Here is a 20,388-nt window from a genome sequence, read left to right on the forward strand (position 1 = left end):
CCGCACTCCCCCACGCGCGGGTGGCCTCCTGCCGCCTCCCGACGGCCACCACTTGAGCCGCCGCCACATGAGGCGCCGTCACTTCTGCAGCACCGACAGGTCCCGTTCCGCCTCCGGCACCTCGACCGTCCCCCGGTCGTCCGGCAGCGTCTGGACGGTGAACATCGGGATGCCCTCCTCCTGCGCCGACAGTGTCCGCGCCGCGTGGACCTCGCCTCCGGAGACCTGCTCCACCGTGAGCGCGTAGGTGCCCTTGAGGCCGTCGGGCACCGGCGGATGGTCGATCGCCAGGGTCGTGCCGCCCTTGACCGTGTACGACTTCGTGACGGGTGAGCCGCCCTCGGTGCCGGCCGACGCCGTGACCTTCACCCGCGCCGTCCGGCCCGGGGCGACCAGGGAGAGCGTGGAGCCCTTGGCCCGGTTGTCGGCGACCGTCGCCCGCGCGCCCACCGCGCCCGTCGCCGGGATGAACGCCGTCTCCTGCTTGCCGCCCTTGCCGCGGGTGACGCGCAGCGCGGCCACCACGGGCACCGCGGTGTCGGTCGGCGTCAGGAGCAGCGAGCCGGCCTCGCCTTTGGTGAGGTCGCCGAGGTCGACGGCGGCCGTCATGCCGGACTTGACGTGCAGGCTCTCGTGTCCGGCGGGGGTGATGGTGCCGGTCGGCGAGACCAGCTGGACCTTGAGGTCCGCGTCCTCGGCGCCGGGCGCGTAGGCGACCAGGCGTACGGCGGTGGCGTCCTTCGGGATGCCGGGCATGACCTGGCTGCCCGAGGGGTCGGCGGAGGCGGGCAGCCAGTCGCCGCCCAGCTTCTCGTCGGAGGACTGCACGGCCGCCGCGACCCGGCCGCTGCGCGCGGTCACGTGCATCGTGAGGTTCGCGTACCGCTTGTCGGCGAGGGTGGACAGCAGCACCGGGACGCTGGAGTGCGGCTGCACCTGGATCGAGTCGCCCACCTGGGAGGTGACCTCGCCCTCGGGGCCGAACAGTTCCACGTCGACGACGGCGGCGGAGTCGTCCGGGTTCGTCAGATGGATGTAGTCGCTGCGGTCCTTGGCGGTGCTCGCGCCCGGGAACCAGAAGTCGGTGTCGGGCGCCGTGCAGTTGGTGCCGTGCATGCCGCGGCCACTGCCCGCCGCGTACGTCGTGGTCTGCTGCACGATCCAGCCGGGGGCCAGGCCGCCGTCGGCCGTGCCGATGAGGGCGGGCGCCTCGGCGCCGGACTCCTCGCCCGCGACCGGCTCGCCCGGCGTCTTCTGTGTGAGGAAGGGCTTGGTGTTCTTGCCGTCGTTCTTGGGCGCGTCCGTCAGCGCCTTGGCCACGGGCAGCAGCTCCGCCTTGCCCGCGGCCTCGCCACCGCTCCCCTTCGGGGTGAACGCGGTGTACGAGGTCTCGGCGAGGTCGGAGCCGCTGGGTACCGGGCAGAGCAGGCTGGTGCGCTCGACGGGCTGGCGCGCCGCGGTCTTCGCCGTGTCGTCGCCGGTGTCGTCCGGGCCGCCGGCCGCGGCGTACCCGGTGACGGCGCCGAGCGCGACGACCACGGCGATCAGGGACTGGGTGGTGCGGTTCACTGCTGGCTCCCGTCGGGGCGCTCGCTGTCGGGGCCGTGGGGCGGCTGCGGGGGTGGCGGCGGCATCGGGGGCCGCTGGTGGTCGTACGCGGGGTCGTAGGGCTGCGCGTACTGCTGCTCGCCGCCCTGCTGTTCACCGCCGTACCGATCGCCCCCGTACTGATCGCCGCCGTACTGCTCGCTCCCGTAGGCACCGCCCACCGTGCCCGCGCCGCCGTAGGACCCGTACGGGTCGTACTGGCCGCCCTGGTAGGGGTCCTGCTGGTACGCAGGCTGCTCGTACGGTCCGGCCGGGTACTCGTCGCCCTGGTACTGGTGACCGCCCTGGTACTGCTGCCCGTCCTCGTACTGCTGCCCGTCCCCGTACGCGTCGTGCTCGGCGCCCACGGGGGCCGGGGTGTCCCACTCCTCGTAGGACCGCGCCTGCTGCGGGACGGCGGCCAGGGCCTCCTCCGAAGGAGGAGGCGGCACGTCCTGGCCCGCCTCCTGCGCGGCCAGCTCGCTCTGGGCGCGCAGCCTGCGCGCCCTGCGGCCCTCGCCCTCGACCGCCTGGGCCGGTACGACGGCCTCTTCGGGGAGGTCGTCGTCGACGTCGCGGCGGCGTCCGGGCAGGGCGAGCACCACGAGGACGACGGCGAGCGCGCCCTGCGCCCACAGCCATGCCGTGTGCGTCAACGGGGTGTCGTAGGTGACGTCCAGGCGACCTCCGACGGTGGGCAGTTCGAAGCCCTGCGCCCAGCCGTCCACGGTGGTGCGGGGCAGCAGGCGTCCGTCGAGGGTCGCCGTCCAGCCCGGGTCCGCCGAGTCGGCGAGCCGCAGGATCCGGCCCCCGTCGCCCGAGTCGATCTTCGTGTGCAGCTCTACGGGTCCTGCCGCGACGGGCTCGGGGTCGCCGGTCTTCGGGACGACGGCGGCGCGCGACACCTGCCGGTCCACGCGCCACAGGGCGCTGCCGTCCTCCTGGCTGAGCCGGGTCAGGCCCGGGGTCGCGTCCAGGGTGCGGCTCATCCGGCGGGGTGCGCCGTCGTGCACCAGTACGTAGCGCACGGCGAAGCCGCCGAGCTGGTCGGCCTGGTCCGCGCCGGAACCGGCGACAAGGCGGGCGACGATCTTGTCGAGCCGCTCGTCCTTGGCTGCCGCCGCGGCGAGTTCCGCGTCGCCGAGCCGGCCGCCGGAGCCGCGTACGAGCGTGTAGGAGACCTTGGCGGCCGAGTCGCCGGCGAGGACCAGGGTGCGGGCCTGGTCCTGCGTGCCGCTCTCCTCCGCGACGAACGCGGGCACCTGCACCGGGTCGCGCCGTTCCAGGGGGTCGTCGGCGCCGCCGATCATCCAGCCCGCGGCGACGAGCAGCGGCCCTGCGGCCGCGGCGAACGCGATGAGCGCGGCCACCGGCTGGCGCCAGCCGAAGCTCTGCTCGGCCACCCGCGAGCGCGCACCGTCGGCGCCGAGCGCGGCGGCGGCGAGGAGGGCCATGCCGTAGCCGAGGGTGGCGGGGCCGGCCCAGGCCGAGTGGTTCGACAGGACGGCGAAGACCAGGGAGACCAGGGCGGCCGCCCAGGCCGTGCGCACCGCCCGCTGCCGCTCGCGGCGCAGCAGGGCGCCGAGGGCGGCAAGGACGATGCCGATGAGCAGCAGCCCGTGCACGGTGCCGGGACCGCCGGGGCTGGCGCCGAGCAGGTCGAGGGCGGAGGCGGAGCCCGCGCCGAACTCCAGGCCCGCTTCCTTGAAGAAGCCGAAGGGCAGCAGCGTCAGGGACCACGGCGCGAGGACGAGCAGCGGGGTGCCGAGCGCGGCGAGGAAGCGCAGGCCGTAGGCGCTGATGTCGCCGCGGCGCACCACGAGGAGGGCGAGGCCGAGCACGAGGGCGATCGGCCAGACGATCGGCGTGAAGGCCGTGGCGAGGGTCAGCAGCAGTGCGTACGCCCAGGTGGCGCGCCAGGTGCCGCGGTTGCTCCCGTCGGAGGCGAGGCCGCTCGCCGCGATGCCCGCGCGCGCGATGAGCGGCAGCAGGACGGCGAGGACCGCGGTGCCGATGCGGCCGCCCGCGAGCGCGCCGGTGGCGGCGGGCAGGAAGGCGTACGCGATCGAGGCCCACGCGCGCAGCAGGCGCGAGGTGACGAGCGGGCGGGAGGCGAAGTACGCGGCGAAGCCGGCCAGCGGCACGGAGCCGACGAGCAGCACGGTGACGGCGAGTCCGGTGGAGCCGAAGAACAGGGTGGACAGGCCCGCCACGAGTGCGAGGTAGGGCGGTGCGCCCTGGGTGCCGCCGGTTCCTACGGGGTGCCAGCCGTCCAGGTAGCGGTCCCACAGGCCCGAGGAGTCGGCGGGCGCGGGCAGCAGCGCGCCGCCCGCGAGCGCGCCGGTGCCGAGCAGGGCGCGGCAGGCGATGAGCGACGCGAAGAGGAGGACGACGAAGAGCACCGGTCCCGGTTTGCGGGCGATGCGCTTGAGGCGGGCGAACTGCTCGATCTCCAGGAAGTCGGCGTCGTCGCCGCCGGGTCCGGACTCGACGGCTCCGTGGCGTCCCGCGCCCGCGGGTGCCTCGGCGTCGGTGGTGCCGAAGAGGCTGCCCGCGGTCTGTTCGACGGTGGCCCGGACGGTGGCGCCGGGCGGCGGGAACAGGGCCCGCATCTCGCCCGCGTCGGGCAGCGGTTTGCCGCGCTGCTTCCGGGCGCTCAGGATGCGCCCGGGGCGCAGCAGCGTCGCAAGCAGGCCCGCGATCTCGTCGAGGGCCTGGCCGGGCGCCTTGCCGACAAGGCAGGCGACGGTGCGCAGGAGCGTGCCGACGACGATCCGGAAGAGGACCCAGGGCAGTACGGCGGTGCGGGCGTTGACGAGCAGGGCGTAGGTCGCGCCCGCCTTGTCCACGCGGTGCGGCGACGTCGCCGTGCGGCCGACGCAGTCGACGGTGCGGCGCTCGCGCGAGGAGGCCTCCGCGTGGCGTACGACGGCGTCGGGGGCGACGAGGACGCGGTGGCCCGCTGCGTGCGCGCGCCAGCAGAGGTCGACGTCGTCGCGCATCAGTGGCAGGCGGCGGTCGAAGCCGCCGAGCTGTTCGTAGACGTCGCGGCGGATCAGCATGCCCGCGGTGGAGACGGAGAGCACGGGCCGTACGTGGTCGTGCTGGCCCTGGTCCTGCTCACGGCGGTCGAGGCCGGTCCAGCGGCGGCCGCTGTTGGCGATGGAGACGCCGACCTCCAGGAGCTGCCTGCGGTCGTACCAGCCGCGGAGTTTGGGGCCGACGACGGCGACGTCCTTGCCGAGCTCGTGTTCGTTCTCCACGACGCGGAGCAGTTCGGCGAGCGCGTCGGGGTCCGGCGCGCAGTCGTCGTGCAGCAGCCAGAGCCACTGCACCGGTTCGCCGTGCGGCAGGTCGGGCAGGTCGTACGCGTCGTCGCGCCAGCTCCGGCTGACCGGGTCCCAGCCGCTGGGGCGCTTGAGGTACGGAAGCTCTTCGGGGGTGAGCACGTCGGCGGAGCGGACGGCCTCGTCGACGGCGGTGCCGAAGCCGGAGCGGCGCGCGAGGTGCAGCACGCGGTCGGCGCCGAGGGCCTCGGTGACCAGTCGGGCGGAGTCGTCGCCGCTGCCGGTGTCCGCGGCCACCGCGTTCTGCACGGGGCGCTCCTGGCCGAGGAGCCCGGCCAGGGCGTCGGGCAGCCAGCGGGCGCCGTCGTGGGTGACGAGGACGGCGGTCACGACGTGCCGCGGGAACTCGGGAGCGGCAGCGTCGTGGTGACTGGCTGCCGAATGGCTGTGCACGGACATCGAGGTACGGGCCCCGGTTCGATGGACTGCGGTGGACGCCTGCGCCCTGCGGGGGCACGGGGGTGTCTCGGACGGGGCCCCACACTAACGGCTGGCATGAGGACGGCCCGCCGCCTGTGGATAACCCACGGGTGACGGGCCGTTCGTTGCGCATTGGTTGGGGGAGGTGTGTGCCGAATTGGACGGGCGGCACGCCCCGCAGGGGTCCGGTTCCTTCACGTGCTTCCTTCGTCCTGCCTTCGCGTACTGCCTTGGCGTACCGCCTTCTCGTACGCGGGCGAGAGCGCTCGTGCTCAGACCGCGGCCTTCTTCAGCCGGCGCCGCTCACGCTCCGACAGGCCGCCCCAGATACCGAATCTTTCGTCGTTCGCGAGTGCGTACTCGAGGCATTCGGAGCGGACTTCGCAGGCGAGGCAGACCTTCTTGGCCTCGCGAGTGGAGCCGCCCTTCTCGGGGAAGAAGGACTCGGGGTCGGTCTGGGCGCACAGCGCGCGCTCCTGCCAGCCGAGTTCTTCGTCCGCGTCCTCGACCAGCAGTTCCTGAACCAGCTCGGTCATGTGCACCCCTCGTCTGTCTTGTGCGTCCCCGTGGTGCTGTCGTTACCGATTTCGACTGAACGACACGAGTGAAATTACAAGTGTGCCGATCCGGGCCAGTCAAGCCGAGATCTGCTATTGGGCCCCTTATTCACTCTGCGGAACCAAGGGTATGCGGAAAGTGTTCAAATCGGCATAAACCATGACACCGTCGATGGCCCGTCCGACGCCCCGTCGAACGTTCCCCCCACCGGAGAACCTCAGGAACCTCACGAGGCCTCAATAGGGAGGACGTCGACGTTTGCGTGCCGGTTGCTGCGCCATGTGTCCCGAGAGGCGGGTGCACAAACCTTTCGCCTGAACGATCAACCGGATGAGGTGAAACATCTCTCGCATAGCGGACGGCGAGTTGACACAGAAGGGTGTGAGCGGCTGTTCTGGTGGGCATGCTCGCGAACCAGGCTCTTTCGATGACCCGCACCTGCGGGTCCATCGGTGCTGCCCACGCGCGCTGTCGCTGTTCCTGCTCCAGCTGTTGAGCCACTCCAGCTGTTGAGCCGCGGAGCCCACTCTCCCGGGGCCCGCGTGTTTCTCGCTCTCTCCGCATCCCCCGCGCTTCACCATTCTCGCGACACCCCAGCACTCTTACGTTGAGGAACCACCGCACGATGAACAGCGACAGCGACCTCCAGATCGCCGGCGACCTCCTCGAAGTCCCGCACCTCCTGCAGCCCGCCCGCGAGCACCCCGTCACCGTGGCCGAGTTCGCAGGACTCGGGCGCGCCATCGCCGCCGACCGCGCCCAATGGGCCCACCTCGTCAAGTACGACGCCACCACCCGCTGGTACCACCGGCTGCGCACCGGGCCGGGCTACGAGGTGTGGCTGCTCTCCTGGGTGCCCGGACAGGGCAGCGGCACGCACGACCACGGACGCTCCTCCGGCGTGCTCACCCTCCTTGAGGGTGAGCTGACCGAACACACCGAGCGGGGCACCCGGGCGCTCGGCGCGGGCGCGCAGCGCGCCTTCGCGCCCGGGTACGTCCACGAGGTCGTCAACGACTCCCTGGAACCGGCCGTCAGCCTGCACATCTACTACCCCGGCCTGACCGAGATGCCGATGCACGCCGCCCGGTGCGCCGCCGCCGTCGCCCCCGGCACCACCGAGGATGCCGTAACCGCCTGACGCACTGTCGTATCCGCCTGACATGCTGGGGTCCATGCGCATTGTGGTCCTGGCCGGCGGTATCGGCGGCGCCCGTTTCCTCCGCGGGCTCAAGAAAGCCGCGCCTGACGCGGACATCACGGTCATCGGCAACACCGGTGACGACATTCACCTGTTCGGGCTGAAGGTCTGCCCCGACCTGGACACCGTGATGTACACGCTCGGCGGCGGCATCAACGAGGAGCAGGGCTGGGGGCGTACGGATGAGACGTTCAAGGTCAAGGAAGAGCTCGCGGCCTACGGCGTCGGACCCGAGTGGTTCGGGCTCGGCGACCGGGACTTCGCCACGCACATCGTGCGGACGCAGATGCTGGGCGCCGGCTATCCGCTCAGCGCCGTCACGCAGGCACTGTGCGAGCGGTGGCGGCCCGGCGTGCGGCTCATCCCCATGTCGGACGACCGCGTCGAGACGCACGTCGCCGTCACGGTCGACGGCGAGCAGAAGGCCGTGCACTTCCAGGAGTACTGGGTGCGGCTGCGCGCCTCCGTGGACGCGCACGCCGTGGTGCCCGTCGGCGCCGAGCAGGCCAAGCCCGCGCCCGGCGTCCTCGAAGCCATCGCCGAGGCCGACATCGTGCTCTTCCCGCCGTCCAACCCGGTGGTGAGCGTCGGCACCATCCTCGCCGTGCCGGGCATCCGCGAGGCCATCGCCGACGCGGGCGTGCCGGTCGTCGGGCTCTCCCCCATCGTGGGCGACTCCCCCGTGCGGGGCATGGCCGACAAGGTCCTCGCGGCCGTGGGCGTGGAGACCAGCGCCGCCGCCGTCGCCGAGCACTACGGCAGCGGCCTTCTCGACGGCTGGCTCGTCGACAGTGTCGACGCGGGCGTGGTGGAGCGGGTGGAGAGCGCCGGGATCCGGTGCCGCGCCGTGCCGCTGATGATGACCGACGTCGACGCCGCCGCCGAGATGGCGCGGCAGGCTCTCACGCTCGCCTCGGAGGTACGCGCGTGAGTGCACCCTCCTACCGCGTGTGGGCCGTGCCCGGACTGCCCGAGGTGCGGCCGGGCGACGACCTGGCCAAGCTGATCGCGGCCGCCGAGCCGGGGCTCGCCGACGGTGACGTGGTCCTGGTCACGTCCAAGATCGTCAGCAAGGCCGAGGGGCGGATCGTCGAGGCGGCCGACCGCGAGGCGGCCATCGACGAGGAGACCGTACGGGTGGTGGCGCGGCGCGGAACCCTGCGCATCGTCGAGAACCGGCAGGGGCTCGTGATGGCGGCGGCCGGGGTCGACGCGTCCAACACCCCGGCGGGGACCGTGCTGCTGCTGCCCCTCGACCCCGACGCGTCGGCCCGTGCCGTGCGGGACGGGCTGCGGGACGCGCTGGGCGTGGACGTCGGCGTCGTCGTCACCGACACCTTCGGGCGGCCCTGGCGTGCCGGGCTCACCGACGTCGCCATCGGGGCGGCCGGGGTGCGGGTCCTGGACGACCTGCGGGGCGGCGTCGACGCGTACGGCAACCCGCTGAGCGCGACCGTCGTCGCCACGGCGGACGAGCTGGCCGCCGCGGGCGACCTCGTCAAGGGGAAGGCCGCGGGGCTGCCGGTCGCGGTGGTCCGCGGGCTGCCGCACGTGGTGGCCGGTGAGGCGGCGGACGCGCCGGACACCGGGGCCCGGGCGCTGGTGCGCGGTGCGCGGGACGACATGTTCCGGCTCGGTACGTCCGAGGCGGTACGGGAAGCGGTGACGCGGCGCCGTACCGTCCGTGAGTTCGCGGACGAGGCGGTCGATCCCGGTGCCGTGCGGCGGGCCGTGGCCGCGGCCCTCACCGCGCCCGCGCCGCACCACACGACGCCGTGGCGCTTCGTCCTGCTGGAGTCCGCCGCGTCGCGAGTCGAACTGCTCGACGCGATGCGGGACGCGTGGATCGCGGATCTCCGGCGGGACGGGAGGTCGGAGGAGTCCATCGCCAAGCGGGTCCGCCGGGGTGACGTACTGCGCAAGGCCCCCTATCTGGTGGTGCCGTGCCTGGTGCTGGACGGCGCGCACGCGTACGGGGACGCGCGGCGGGATGCGGCCGAGCGGGAGATGTTCGTGGTCGCGGCGGGGGCGGGGGTGCAGAACTTCCTGGTGGCGCTGGTCGGGGAGCGGTTGGGGTCGGCGTGGGTCTCCTCGACGATGTTCTGCCGGGATGTCGTACGGGATGTCCTCGGGCTGCCGTCGTCCTGGGAGCCGATGGGGGCGGTGGCGGTGGGACACCCTGCGGTTGAGCCGCCGGCTCGGGGTTCGCGGGTTGTGGGGGAGTTTGTTGTGGTGCGGTGACGTCTATGTGTGTGGGGGGGGGCGAGGGTGCGCTGTCCGGTGCGGGCCCGTCGTGGCTGGTCGCGCAGTTCCCCGCGCCCCTAGGGGTGGGCCCCGTGCGTTGTTTGGTGCGGGTGCGTCGGGGTTGGTCGCGCAGTTCCCCGCGCCCCTTGGAGGGGGTTTCCGTCCGTCGTTCGTCCGCGGGTGGTGGTTAGCGACGAGCCAGGGCATTAGGGGCGCGAGGAACTGCGCGAGCAACCACCGCGCACCCGCAGCGGACAACGAGGCGGGGCCACCCCTAGGGGCGCGGGTAACTGCGCGAGCAACCATCGGGTAGCCGCAGCCGACAGGGGCGCGGGGGTGGTGCAGGGGCGCGGGGAACTGCGCGAACGGTCACCGCGTACCCGCAGCGGACCCCGCCGCGTTCACCACGTCGCGATGTTCGTTTTTCTCATTCGGGGAGCCCGGCGGAGCGGCACGCGGCCGCTCAGGAGGAGCAGGCGCGTCGCCCGGTGCCGCTGCCCCGCGTACGGCGCCAGAAGCCTCAGCATCTCCGCGTCGTCCGCGTCACGGTCGTCCGCGAGGGCGTGCCCGATGATGCCGGGAAGGTGGAGATCGCCGACCGTCACCGCATCGGGCGCACCATTGCTGCGCTGGACCGTTTCCGCGGACGTCCAGGGGCCGATGCCGGGGATCACTTCCAGGCGGGCCTGCGCGTCCGCGGGCGCCATCGTCGCCGCCTCCTCAAGACGGGACGCCCTCGCGACCGCGCGCAGGATCGTGGACGCCCGCTTGTTGTCCACGCCCGCCTTGTGCCACTCCCAGGAGGGGATCAGGGCCCAGGTACGGGGCGCCGGCATCACGTACATGTGAGGAGGCGTGGGGCCGGGCGCGGGCTCGCCGAACGTGCGGAGCAGGAGGCGCCAGGCCCGGTAGGCCTCGTCCGCGGTGATCTTCTGTTCCAGGATCGACGGGATCAGGGACTCCAGGACCAGACCCGTACGGGCCAGCCGGAGGCCGGGGCGGCGGTGCGCCGTCGCGGCGACCAGGCGGTGGCGCGGGACGAAGAGCGAAGGGTCGTCCGACTCGCCCAGGAGGACGGGAAGCCGGGACAGGAACCAGTCCGCTCCCGGGCCCCACGCCGTCGCCTCCACCGTCCCCGAGCGGGCGGTCACCCGGAGCGTTCCCGGGCCTTCCGGCGTACGGCTCGTGCGCCAGATCGCACCGTCGGGGGTCACCCGGAAGGCGGGGTCGGCCGGGCCCCGGCGCAGCGGGCCGAGGGTCAGGGCGAGGTCCAGGGGGAAGGGCGGCTTCCACGTACGGGTGCGGGCAGGGGTGGGGGCGGGGGTATGGGAACGGGAGGCCTCGGACGCAGCGCGCGGGACGCCCGCCGGTACGGCCGTTTCGCCACCGCGCACGGTGGTGCGGGTGGGGCGCGGGGCGAAACGGGAGGACATCTGTACGAGGGTAGGCGACGGGTGGGACCCCCGGGGCGCGGTCGGTCAGTCCGAGAGGAACCGGGCGCCAGGGCGCTACTGGCCCAGGAAGAGCCGGGGCGCCAGACGCTACCGGCCCGGGCAGAACCGGGACGCCCGCCCACTACCGGCCCGGGCAGAACCGGGACGCCCGGTCACTACTGGTCCGAGGGAGATCCGAGCCCTACTGGTCCGACGAGAACCGCACCGCCCCCGCCGGCAACGTGGCCTCGCACCAGACTCGTACGCCTTCGCGCAGCTCGTTGTCGGCGCCGACCGTCGCGCCGTCGCCGATCACCGCCCCCGAGAGCGCCGAGCGGGCGCCGATCCGCGCGCCCGCGCCGATCAGGGAGTCCGTGATGACCGTGCCCGGTTCGATGACCGCGCCGGACAGGACCGTGCTGCCGCAGATGCGCGCGCCCTCGCCGATGCGGGCGTGCTCGCCGATCACCGTGCCGCCGGTGAGCTTGGCGTCGGCGGCCACGGTGGCGCTGGGCAGGGTCAGGCTCTCGCCGCACCGGCCCGGGACCGCCGGGGAGGGGGCGCGGCCGAGGACCAGGTCGGCGGAGCCCCGTACGAACGCCTGGGGCGTGCCCAGGTCCAGCCAGTACGTCGAGTCGACCATGCCCTGCAGGTGGGCGCCGGAGGCGAGGAGGTCGGGGAAGGTCTCGCGTTCGACGGAGACGGGGCGGCCCGCGGGGATCGTGTCGATGACCGAGCGGCGGAAGACGTACGCGCCCGCGTTGATCTGGTCGGTGACGATCTCCTCGGGGGTCTGCGGCTTCTCCAGGAAGGCCGTGACCCTGCCGGTCGGATCGGTGGGCACCAGGCCGTACGCGCGCGGGTCGTCGACCTTGGTGAGGTGCAGGGAGACGTCGGCGCCGGACTCCTCGTGCGTGGCGACCAGGGCGCGGATGTCCAGGCCCGTGAGGATGTCGCCGTTGAAGATCAGGACGGGCTCGTCGGGGGCCGAGCGCAGGTGCGGGGCCACGTTGCGGATGGCGCCGCCGGTGCCGAGTGGCTCGGTCTCGGTGACGTACTCGATGTGCAGGCCGAGCGCCGAGCCGTCGCCGAAGTACGGCTCGAAGACCTCGGCGAGGTAGGAGGTGGCGAGGACGATGTGGTTGACGCCTGCGGCGCGGGCCCGCGCGAGCTGGTGGGTGAGGAACGGGACGCCTGCCGCCGGGACCATCGGTTTGGGGGTGTTGACCGTGAGGGGCCGCAGCCGGGTCCCCTTGCCGCCGACCAGGAGGATCGCTTCTGTCACCTGTCGTCTCTGCTTCCTGCTGGGGCCGGCCGAACTTTGAGTTTCGGCCGGCCAGTGTATGCAGACGGATGTGCAGATCGTGCGGTTCGGGTGGTGCGTCGGGACTCGGCGGCCCGGGACTCAGCGGCCCTGGTAGCGGGCGGCCGAGGTCCGGGTTTTGCCAAGCTTCTTGTACAGGCGGTTGCCGGGGCACTGGGTGGCGAATCCGTCCCGGTGCCCGGAGATCACGTGGAACCGGACCTTCGTGCCCTTCTTGAAGAGATTGCCACCGCCGGACTTCAGGTGCGTAGTACCGCGCGGGTTCACGCCGAACAGGCCGAGCTTCCACGCGGTCAGCCGGGCGACGGCTCGCACGGCCGCCTTCGGCGGGCTGACGGTGTTGTACGAGCCGAGGACGGCGATGCCCATGCTCTTGCTGTTGAACCCGAGAGTGTGGGCCCCGAGGACCGGCTTGGCCACACCTCCGGCACGGCCCTCGTAGATGGTTCCGCACTTGTCGACCGCGAAGTTGTAGCCGAAGTCGCGCCAGCCGCTGCTCCTGACGTGGTAGCGGTAGATGCCGCGCAGCACCGACGGGGCCTGTGAGCAGCGGTAGTTGTTGCCGGACGCGCTGTGGTGCAGGAAGGCGGCCTTCACGGTTTTGGTGTACGCGAAGTTCTTCTCGCGGAGCCCCTCGTCGGCGCCCCAGCCCTTGCGCGTGACGATGCGCGGGCGCGGGCCGACGTAGGGCCGTTCCTGACCTGCCACTTCCGGGCCGCCGCGGGCCGCGATCAGCTCGTCCTCCGTCTGCTGCTTCGTCAGTTCGGGAATGACGGTGGCGCCGATCGGCACGAGATCGGCGTTCGCCGCGGAGGCGGCGTTGGCGGCGGTGGCGTCCGAGGCGGAGGCCGCGGAGGCGGCGGTGGCGGCGGTGGCGTCCGAGGCGGCCGTCATTCCGGAGACGGGGGCGGCCGCGGAGAGGGGGGAGGCCTCGTTGGCGGGAGCCTCGGCGGAGGCCGGGGATTCGGCAGAGGCGGGGGATTTGGCAGAGGCTGAGGATTCGGCGGAGGCGGGGAATTCGGCAGAGGCTGAGGATTCGGCGGAGGCGGAGGCGGAGGAAGCCGCGGAGGCGGGGGGTTTCGCAGCCGGTGCTGTGGAGCGCTCCGGGTCGGTCTGTGCGCTCTGCGGCGGGGGCTCGTCGCCCGGGTCCACCAGTTCGAGGCGCAGGCCCTCGGGGAGCGGGGCCGCGGCGGGCCGGTCCGCGGGCCGCTCCGGCCGTACGCGGATCTCGACGCCGTCCGAGGCGCCGACCCAGAGCGGCGCGGTGGAGCCGCGGACCGTGCCGGCGCCGCGCTCGGCGTCGTCGGGGTCGGGGGCGTGTTCGTGGTTGTGCGTCTCGACGTACTGCCAGCCGGACCAGGCGGCGGTGCCGGTCGCGCGGGTGCGGACCTGGACCGTGCCGTTCAGTTCGGCGTCGGGGTCGTTCCAGACGACGCCCACCAGGGAGAAGGGGTGCACATCGCGTCGGGTCAGGCCTTGTTCGCTCACCCCGGCGGGGCCGAGCGAGCGGTCGGAGGCGAGTGGGGCGAGCGGTAGGGACTGGGTACTGCCGGGGACCGCCTCCGTGGCGGACCCGGCGGACGGCGGTCCGTCGGGCGCTGCGGCTCGGGCGCCGGACGCCTGCAGAGTGAGGGGCAGGGCCAGAGCGGCCGCGCACGTGACGCCGATCGAGGAAGCAAGGAATCCACGCATACAGCTGATAGTTGGCATACCGGTACACATCTGTCCATTGGGGAACTGACGGGTCGTCGGCCCTGAGCGGGCGATCCGGGTGCCGCACTTCGCCGCCACGCCGGGGGGCCGGGCGGGCGCCCGCGTACCCTTGCGCCCGTGAACGCCAATGACCGCACCCCTGCCGACCTGCTGCGATCCGCGCTCGCCTCGGACCCGGCCCGCCCCCTTGTCACCTTCTACGACGACGCCACCGGTGAACGCGTGGAATTGTCCGTGGCCACCTTCGCCAATTGGGTGGCCAAGACCGCCAATCTGCTCCAGGGAGATCTCGCGGCCGAGCCCGGTGACCGGGCCGTGCTGCTGCTGCCCGCGCACTGGCAGACGGCCGTGTGGCTGCTGGCCTGTTCGTCGGTGGGAGTCGTCGCCGACGTGGGCGGCGACCCGGCGTCCGCCGATCTCGTCGTGAGCGGTCCTGACTCGCTGGACGCCGCGCGGGGCTGCTCCGGCGAGCGGGTGGCGCTCGCGCTGCGGCCGCTCGGCGGACGCTTTCCGCAGCCGCCGGCCGGTTTCACGGACTACGCGGTCGAAGTGCCGGGGCAGGGGGACCGGTTCGCTCCCTTCGCTCCGGTCGACCCGGACGAGGTCGCCCTTGTGGTGGAGGGTGAGGAGCTGACCGGGGCGGAGGTCGTCGAGCGGGCTCGGGCGGATGCGGGGCGGCTCGGGGTCGGTGCGGGGAGCCGGGTGCTGTCCGGGTTGCCGTACGACACGTGGCAGGGGCTGAGTGCGGGGCTTTACGGGGCGTTGGCGGTGGGGGGATCTGTGGTGCTTTGCCGTCATTTGGAGGAGGGGTCTGGGTCTGACGGTCGGCTGGAGAGGCGGGTCGTGGAGGAGAAGGTGGGTCTCACTCTGCGGTGAGCGGTCTGGCCGGGGGCCTTGGGCGGTGGGGGGATGGGGGGCGGGGCGTGCTTTTCGGTGCGGGGCCGTCGTGGCTGAGCGCGCAGTTCCCCGCGCCCCTGAGGGAGGCGGGGCTCGGCTCGCCGTTCAGCGCCCTGCACCTCTGAAGGAGGCCGGGCTCGGCCTCCCTATGGCGCGCCCCGCGTCCCGGTCTCAGCCTGTGTCCCCTCGGCTTCCCGTGCGGGGCCGTCGTGGCTGAGCGCGCAGTTCCCCGCGCCCCTGAGGGAGGCGGGGCTCGGCCTCCCGTTCAGCGCCCTGCACCTCTGAGGGAGGCGGGGCTCGGACTCCTGTTCAGCACCCCCACCCCCAGCCCTTCCCCCCCTCCCCCGAACCACCCCCCTCCTCCCCCGTTCGGCGCACCCGTGACCCGGACCGGAGGCCAGGCGTGCCGTGGCGGGTCATGGTCTTAGGTACGGATAACGGACGGACCGACGTAGCCATGAGGGGTGGACGCTCACGTGACCGAAACCGCAGGCACGTCTTCCGGGGCGGGGGGCGCCTCGCCCGAGCCGAAGGGCACGTTCGGGCCCGGGTCGGGTGCGAGTCCCACCGGTACGGGTGTCGTCCGGCGCCGGCGCCGCTGGCTGCGGTACGCCGCGCTCGGCGGGGCCGTCCTGGTGCTCGGTGCGGGCGGCGCGGGCTGGGCGGCGTACCAGAAGCTGAACGGGAACATCACCGAGGACACCGACGCGGCCGCCGAGCTGGCGCGCTTCGAGAAGGAGCGGCCGACCGCGCTGGTGCGGGGCGCCCAGAACATCCTGCTCCTCGGCTCCGACACCCGCGCGGGACCGGGCAACCGCGAGTACGGCAAGGACCCCGGCACCCAGCGCTCGGACACCACGATCCTGCTGCACCTGGCGGCCGACCGGAAGAGCGCGACGGCGGTGTCGATCCCGCGCGACCTGATGGTGGAGGTGCCGGACTGCCGAAGGCAGGACGGCTCGCGGACGGAGTCGCAACTCACCCAGTTCAACTCGGCTTTCGAGCTCGGCGGTACGGCCTGCACGATCCGTACCGTCGAGAAGCTGACCAAGATCCGCGTCGACCACCACATGGTCGTGGACTTCGCGGGCTTCAAGGACATGGTCGACGCGGTCGACGGCGTGCAGGTCTGCATTCGGAATCCGATCGACGACACCGACGCCCGCGTGAAGCTCGACCCGGGCCTGCGGAGCCTCGACGGCGAACAGGCGCTGGGTTACGTACGCGCGCGAAAGAGCCTCGGCGACGGCAGCGACACCGACCGGATCGACCGCCAGCAGGGGTTCCTCGGCGCGCTCGTCAACAAGGTGCAGAGCAATGACGTCCTGCTGAATCCGACGAAGCTCTATCCCGTTCTCGACGCGGCGACCTCTTCACTGACCACCGACCCCGGACTCGCCAGTCTGCGGGGTTTGTACGAACTGGTGCGTGGCATGCGCGATATCCCCACGGACCGGGTGCAGTTCCTCACGGTCCCCCGGCAGTCGTACACCTACGACGCCAACCGCGACGAACTCGTGGAGCCCGCGGCGGACCAGCTCTTCTCCCGGCTGCGCACGGACAGTCCGGTCGTGGTGGACCCGCGGCGGTCACAGCAAGCAGGGCCCGGCGAGGAACAGGCGCGCCGGAACTCGTCGTCCGAGGAAGAGGAAGGGGCCTCTCGCGAAGAAGGGGCTGCCCGAGAGGAAGGGACCTCTCCCGAAGAGCAGTCCCCTGCCGAGGAGGAGTACGACGGAGCCGGTGAGGGATGGAGTGACGAGAAGCCGGACGACCCCGGCCCCACCCCGTCGCCCGTGCCCACATTCCGGGGCAACACGGCCGCCGGATCCACCTGTAAGTAAAGCGATCCCCAAGGGAAGAGTGCCCCCCACAAAGAAATAGGGCGGATTGCCCAGTTGTAGGGGAGTGGAATTTGTCACCGGCGTCGTTCGACGCTGAACTGGGCGGATAGTGTGAGCGATCCGGTGCGCCGGGCCATCTCGGCCACGCACCGCTGGACCGACTGACCGAGCGCCTTCTGAGGGGGGTAAGGCGCCGCGTGGCCCCGACGGAGGACGCAAACAACCGTGGACGCGCAAGGCCGTGGGCGGGCGGAGAACATCGACCCCGCAGACCAGTGGGTGCTCAACCCGGATACCGGTGATTACGAACTGCGACTGAGCCCTTCCGCAGAGCAGTCGACGGTGCCGAAGCCGCGTGGCTCCTCACCCCGCAGGGGCGGCCGTGGCCGTCCGGGGCCGGGCCGTGAGGACGCGCGCGAGGGACCCCGTCAGGGTTCCCGGCAAGGTTCCCGGCAGGACGGGCGCGACGAGCGCCGCGAGGTGCCGGGGCAGCGCCGGCGGCGCGTCAAGGAACCGGAAGTGGTCCCGGGCGGGCGGCGCAAGCAGAAGCCGCGCAAGTCCAAGGGCAAGAAGGTGATGATCTGGACGGGCGGCACGCTCGCCTTCCTGCTCGTCGCGGGCTGCACCGGCGGCTACCTCTACTACCAGCACCTCAACGACAACATCACGTCGATAGACGATGACGGCGCGGGCACCGGCGGCTTCAGCAAGGACCGGGCCATCAACATCCTGGTGATGGGCACCGACAAGCGCAGCGGTGACGGCAACGAGGGGTACGGGGACGAGGGCAGCGTCGGCCACGCCGATACAACGATCCTGCTGCACGTCTCCAAGGACCGCACGAACGCGACCGCGTTGAGCATCCCGCGCGACATGATCGTCGACATCCCGGTCTGCCCGACGAAGCAGAAGGACGGCAGCACCAAGAACATCCAGGGCTCGCAGAAGGTCCGCTTCAACGAAAGCCTCGGCCAGTACGACCGCACGCCGAGCTGCACGATGCGTACGGTCAAGGCGATCACCGGCATCACGCCCGACCACTTCATGGTGGCCGACTTCAACGCGGTCAAGACGCTCTCCAGCGCGGTCGGCGGCGTGGAGGTCTGTCTCGCCAAGGACATCGACGACCCCAAGTCGCATCTGAAGCTGCCCAAGGGCAAGCACGTGGTCGAGGGCGAGAAGGCGCTGGCGTTCGTCCGCACCCGCCACACCGTGGGCAACGGCGGCGACCTGAGCCGGATCGAGCTCCAGCAGCAGTTCCTCAGCTCCCTGATGCGCAAGCTGAAGTCCAGCGACACCCTCACCAGCCCGACGAAGATGGTCAAGCTCGCGGAGGCGGGCACCGAGGCCCTCACCGTCGACTCCAAGATCGCCGACATAATGAAGCTCAAGGACCTCGGCATGGAGCTCGGCAAGCTCGACATGAAGAACCTGAGCTTCACCACGGTGCCGGTGGTCGACAACCCCGCCGAGAAGACGCCGGTCACGGTCGTGCCCGACCGGTCCAAGGCCGAGCAGCTCTTCGCGCTGATGCGCGCCGACCAGTCGCTGACCGAGGTGAAGAAGAAGGAGAAGAAGGAGAAGGCCGCGGTGGCCGCCCGCCTCAAGGGTCCCAAGGCCGACGCCTCCGAGGTGCGCGTCGACATCTACAACGGCAGCGGCAAGACCGGCGCCGCGCAGACGACGCTCACCTGGCTGCAGAACGACGAGGGCGTGCTCAAGTCCAGCCAGCTGGGGAACGCGCCCGCGGAGCTCAAGAAGACGACGCTCGAGTACGGGGCGGCGGAGGCGGACCAGGCACGTCGGCTCGCCGACATCATGGGTCTGCCCGGATCCGCCCTGAAGCAGGGCAAGAGCGAGAAGAACGCACAGGGTCTGCCGGCCGTCAAGCTGACGCTCGGCGGCGACTTCAAGGGCGCGGGGGTGCCCATTGATGCCTCGTCGAAGGCACCGAAGGACATCAAGAAAGTCGAAGCGGACAAGACTGTGTGTGCCAAGTGACCTGAAGCGGTCGTTCTGCGTCTAACAATGCGCCAAGGCGCCGCGGTGCGGCCGCACTTCAGGAACAGGGGCGGGGAGGGGCTGGGGATGAGGCAGAACAGCGTGCGTAAGGAGGGGGCGCGACGACGCGCTCCGCACGCCAGTGATCACGGCTGGGACGGCGGCGCGCACGACGGCGAGGCGGGCCCCGAGGACTCCGCGCACGCCGGCGGCGAAGCCGCGAAGTCCGACGCCCGGCACCGGCGCGGGGGCCGCGGCACGCGCGGCGGCGCGCGAGCGCCACGTCGCAAACGCCGCGTACTGCGCTGGTCGGCGACGATCCTCTCGGTACTGATACTCGGGACGGCCGGCGCCGGATACCTCTACTACCAGTACCTCAACGGCAATATCGAGACGGACGACCTGAACCTCGGCGAGCACCGGGCCCCCGCGCCCACCCCCAACGCCGCAGGTCAGACCCCGCTGAACATCCTCCTCATCGGCTCGGACGCCCGCGACTCCAAGGCGAACCAGAAGCTCGGCGGCGCCAAGGAAACCTTCGGCTCGCCGCCGCTCGCTGACGTGCAGATGCTGCTGCACCTCTCGGCCGACCGCTCCAACATGTCGGTCGTCAGCATGCCCCGCGACACGCTGCTGCAGATTCCCAAGTGCACCGACCCCGACGACGGCAAGGTCTACCCGCAGACCGGCCCGCGGTACATGACCAACGAGTCCCTCGGCCGCGGTGGCCCCGGCTGCACGGTCGCCACCTGGGAGAAGCTCACCAACATCCACATCGACCACTTCATGATGGTCGACTTCTCGGGTGTGGTCTCCATGGCGGACGCCATCGGCGGCGTACCCGTCTGTGTGGACAGGAACATCCACTCGCGCGACAGCCAGGGCCACGGCTCGGGCCTGAAGCTGAAGAAGGGCACCACGGAAGTCGAGGGCAAGCAGGCCCTGCAGTGGCTGCGCACCCGGTACGGCTTCGAGGGCGGCACCGACATCAGCCGCGCCAAGGCCCAGCACATGTACATGAACGCGCTGGTCCGCAAGCTCCGCGAGAACACCGGCCTCAGCAGCCCCAACAAGCTGCGCAAGCTCGCCGACAAGGCGACGAGGGCGCTGAAGGTCGACAACGGGCTCGGCGACCTCGTGAAGCTGTACGACCTCGGCAACGAGCTGAAGAAGGTCTCGCCGTCGCGCACGACGATGACGACCATGCCGTTCGAGTACGCCGGTGAGCGCGTCGTGCCCAAGCCCGGCGACGCCGAGCAGCTCTTCCGCCTCGTCCGCGACGACATCCCGCTGGACGGCAAGGGCCACAAGAAGCCGGCCAAGGAGAAGCCGTCCGACGACCCGGCCGCCGCGGACGACAAGATCGCGGTGCAGGTCCAGAACGGCACGCGTACCGACGTCGAACCCCCGGTCAGCGGCCGGGCCAACACGGTGGCGCAGCTCCTGGCCGGCAAGGGCTTCACGAAGGCGGCCCCGGACGCGTCGGCCGCGCTGACCGAGAAGAAGACGGTCGTGCGCTACCCCAGCAAGGAACTGGAGGGCGACGCCCAGCGGGTCGCCAAGGCCCTGGGCCTGCCGCTGAGCTCGGCGAAGAAGTCGACGGACGTCTCCGGGGTGACGCTCGTCGTCGGCGCGGACTGGCGCGAGGGCGACATGCCGCCCAAGCCGAAGAAGAAGGACGACAGGACTCCCGATTCCGCGGACGCGCTCAGTGGCTCCGACAAGAAGGCGTGCATGAAGGTCGACCCGAACTTCAGCTGGTAGCGGCTTTCACGACGACGGCCCGGCTCCACCGCTGAGGTGGGGCCGGGCCGTTCGTACG

Annotated in this window: 13 protein-coding genes; 7 read left to right on the forward strand and 6 right to left on the reverse strand. The window is 72.0% G+C overall.

Annotated features, from left to right (window positions below; translation table 11 throughout):
* Positions 1-78: 78 nt before the first annotated feature.
* The 3 genes from AC07DI_RS05260 to AC07DI_RS05270 all read right to left on the reverse strand — a co-directional run bounded on the left by AC07DI_RS05260 (position 79) and on the right by AC07DI_RS05270 (position 5,890).
* Entirely contained in the window at positions 79-1,569 is a 1,491-nt protein-coding gene (locus AC07DI_RS05260; protein ID WP_478902322.1) for a DUF5719 family protein, read from the reverse strand.
* Positions 1,566-5,333 (reverse strand): glycosyltransferase family 2 protein, encoded by a 3,768-nt coding sequence (locus tag AC07DI_RS05265; protein ID WP_478902323.1) that lies wholly within the window; start codon positions 5,331-5,333, stop codon positions 1,566-1,568. Before AC07DI_RS05265 ends, AC07DI_RS05260 begins: the two co-directional genes overlap by 4 nt.
* Positions 5,334-5,626: 293 nt before the next feature.
* Complete coding sequence (locus AC07DI_RS05270; protein ID WP_016642094.1) at positions 5,627-5,890, reverse strand: WhiB family transcriptional regulator; 264 nt, start codon at positions 5,888-5,890, stop codon at positions 5,627-5,629.
* A 647-nt stretch (positions 5,891-6,537) separates the two neighbouring features.
* Here AC07DI_RS05270 and AC07DI_RS05275 point away from each other — a divergent pair.
* Genes AC07DI_RS05275 through AC07DI_RS05285 form a run of 3 tightly spaced genes read left to right on the forward strand, consistent with a single transcriptional unit; the run spans position 6,538 to position 9,354 of the window.
* The gene (locus AC07DI_RS05275) at positions 6,538-7,053 is read left to right on the forward strand and encodes a cysteine dioxygenase (protein WP_478902325.1); all 516 of its coding nucleotides are present in this window, start codon (positions 6,538-6,540) and stop codon (positions 7,051-7,053) included.
* Positions 7,054-7,087: 34 nt separating this feature from the next.
* A complete protein-coding gene (gene cofD / locus AC07DI_RS05280) occupies positions 7,088-8,044 on the forward strand; it encodes a 2-phospho-L-lactate transferase (protein ID WP_478902326.1) in 957 nt (318 codons plus the stop codon).
* Entirely contained in the window at positions 8,041-9,354 is a 1,314-nt protein-coding gene (locus AC07DI_RS05285; protein WP_478902328.1) for a coenzyme F420-0:L-glutamate ligase, read from the forward strand. The genes cofD and AC07DI_RS05285 overlap by 4 nt, the downstream gene beginning before the upstream one ends.
* 404 nt (positions 9,355-9,758) lie before the next feature.
* Here AC07DI_RS05285 and AC07DI_RS05290 read toward each other — a convergent pair whose 3' ends face one another.
* The 3 genes from AC07DI_RS05290 to AC07DI_RS05300 form a co-directional block, all read right to left on the reverse strand.
* The gene (locus tag AC07DI_RS05290) at positions 9,759-10,790 is read right to left on the reverse strand and encodes a DNA-3-methyladenine glycosylase family protein (RefSeq protein WP_478902330.1); all 1,032 of its coding nucleotides are present in this window, start codon (positions 10,788-10,790) and stop codon (positions 9,759-9,761) included.
* Between the two features lie 202 nt (positions 10,791-10,992).
* Positions 10,993-12,075, reverse strand: a complete 1,083-nt coding sequence (manB, locus tag AC07DI_RS05295) for a mannose-1-phosphate guanylyltransferase (protein WP_478902332.1) — start codon at positions 12,073-12,075, stop codon at positions 10,993-10,995.
* Between the two features lie 120 nt (positions 12,076-12,195).
* A complete protein-coding gene (locus AC07DI_RS05300; protein ID WP_478902334.1) occupies positions 12,196-13,806 on the reverse strand; it encodes a peptidoglycan recognition protein family protein in 1,611 nt (536 codons plus the stop codon).
* 138 nt (positions 13,807-13,944) lie between these two features.
* On the opposite strand from AC07DI_RS05300, the gene AC07DI_RS05305 reads away from it, so the two are divergent.
* From AC07DI_RS05305 to AC07DI_RS05320, 4 genes are all read left to right on the forward strand, one after another.
* The gene (locus AC07DI_RS05305; protein ID WP_478902336.1) at positions 13,945-14,703 is read left to right on the forward strand and encodes a TIGR03089 family protein; all 759 of its coding nucleotides are present in this window, start codon (positions 13,945-13,947) and stop codon (positions 14,701-14,703) included.
* Positions 14,704-15,200: 497 nt separating this feature from the next.
* The gene (locus AC07DI_RS05310; protein ID WP_478902337.1) at positions 15,201-16,565 is read left to right on the forward strand and encodes an LCP family protein; all 1,365 of its coding nucleotides are present in this window, start codon (positions 15,201-15,203) and stop codon (positions 16,563-16,565) included.
* A gap of 225 nt (positions 16,566-16,790) precedes the next feature.
* On the forward strand, positions 16,791-18,566 hold the full coding sequence (locus AC07DI_RS05315; protein WP_478902338.1) for an LCP family protein: 1,776 nt from the start codon (positions 16,791-16,793) through the stop codon (positions 18,564-18,566).
* Positions 18,567-18,653: 87 nt separating this feature from the next.
* Positions 18,654-20,330 carry an LCP family protein gene (locus tag AC07DI_RS05320; RefSeq protein WP_478902339.1) on the forward strand — a complete coding sequence of 559 codons (1,677 nt, stop codon included), beginning with the start codon at positions 18,654-18,656 and terminating at the stop codon, positions 20,328-20,330.
* Positions 20,331-20,388 lie beyond the last annotated feature (58 nt).

Source organism: Streptomyces sp. NPDC044106 (assembly GCF_056433985.1).

What these genes read in the sequence shown, in the direction of transcription:
- AC07DI_RS05300 (WP_478902334.1), bottom strand. Translation starts at nt 13,806, where the DNA reads ATGCGTGGATTCCTTGCTTCCTCGATCGGCGTCACGTGCGCGGCCGCT.
- AC07DI_RS05290 (WP_478902330.1), bottom strand. Translation starts at nt 10,790, where the DNA reads ATGTCCTCCCGTTTCGCCCCGCGCCCCACCCGCACCACCGTGCGCGGT.
- AC07DI_RS05270 (WP_016642094.1), bottom strand. Translation starts at nt 5,890, where the DNA reads ATGACCGAGCTGGTTCAGGAACTGCTGGTCGAGGACGCGGACGAAGAA.
- AC07DI_RS05275 (WP_478902325.1), top strand. Translation starts at nt 6,538, where the DNA reads ATGAACAGCGACAGCGACCTCCAGATCGCCGGCGACCTCCTCGAAGTC.
- AC07DI_RS05265 (WP_478902323.1), bottom strand. Translation starts at nt 5,333, where the DNA reads ATGTCCGTGCACAGCCATTCGGCAGCCAGTCACCACGACGCTGCCGCT.
- cofD (WP_478902326.1), top strand. Translation starts at nt 7,088, where the DNA reads ATGCGCATTGTGGTCCTGGCCGGCGGTATCGGCGGCGCCCGTTTCCTC.
- AC07DI_RS05320 (WP_478902339.1), top strand. Translation starts at nt 18,654, where the DNA reads ATGAGGCAGAACAGCGTGCGTAAGGAGGGGGCGCGACGACGCGCTCCG.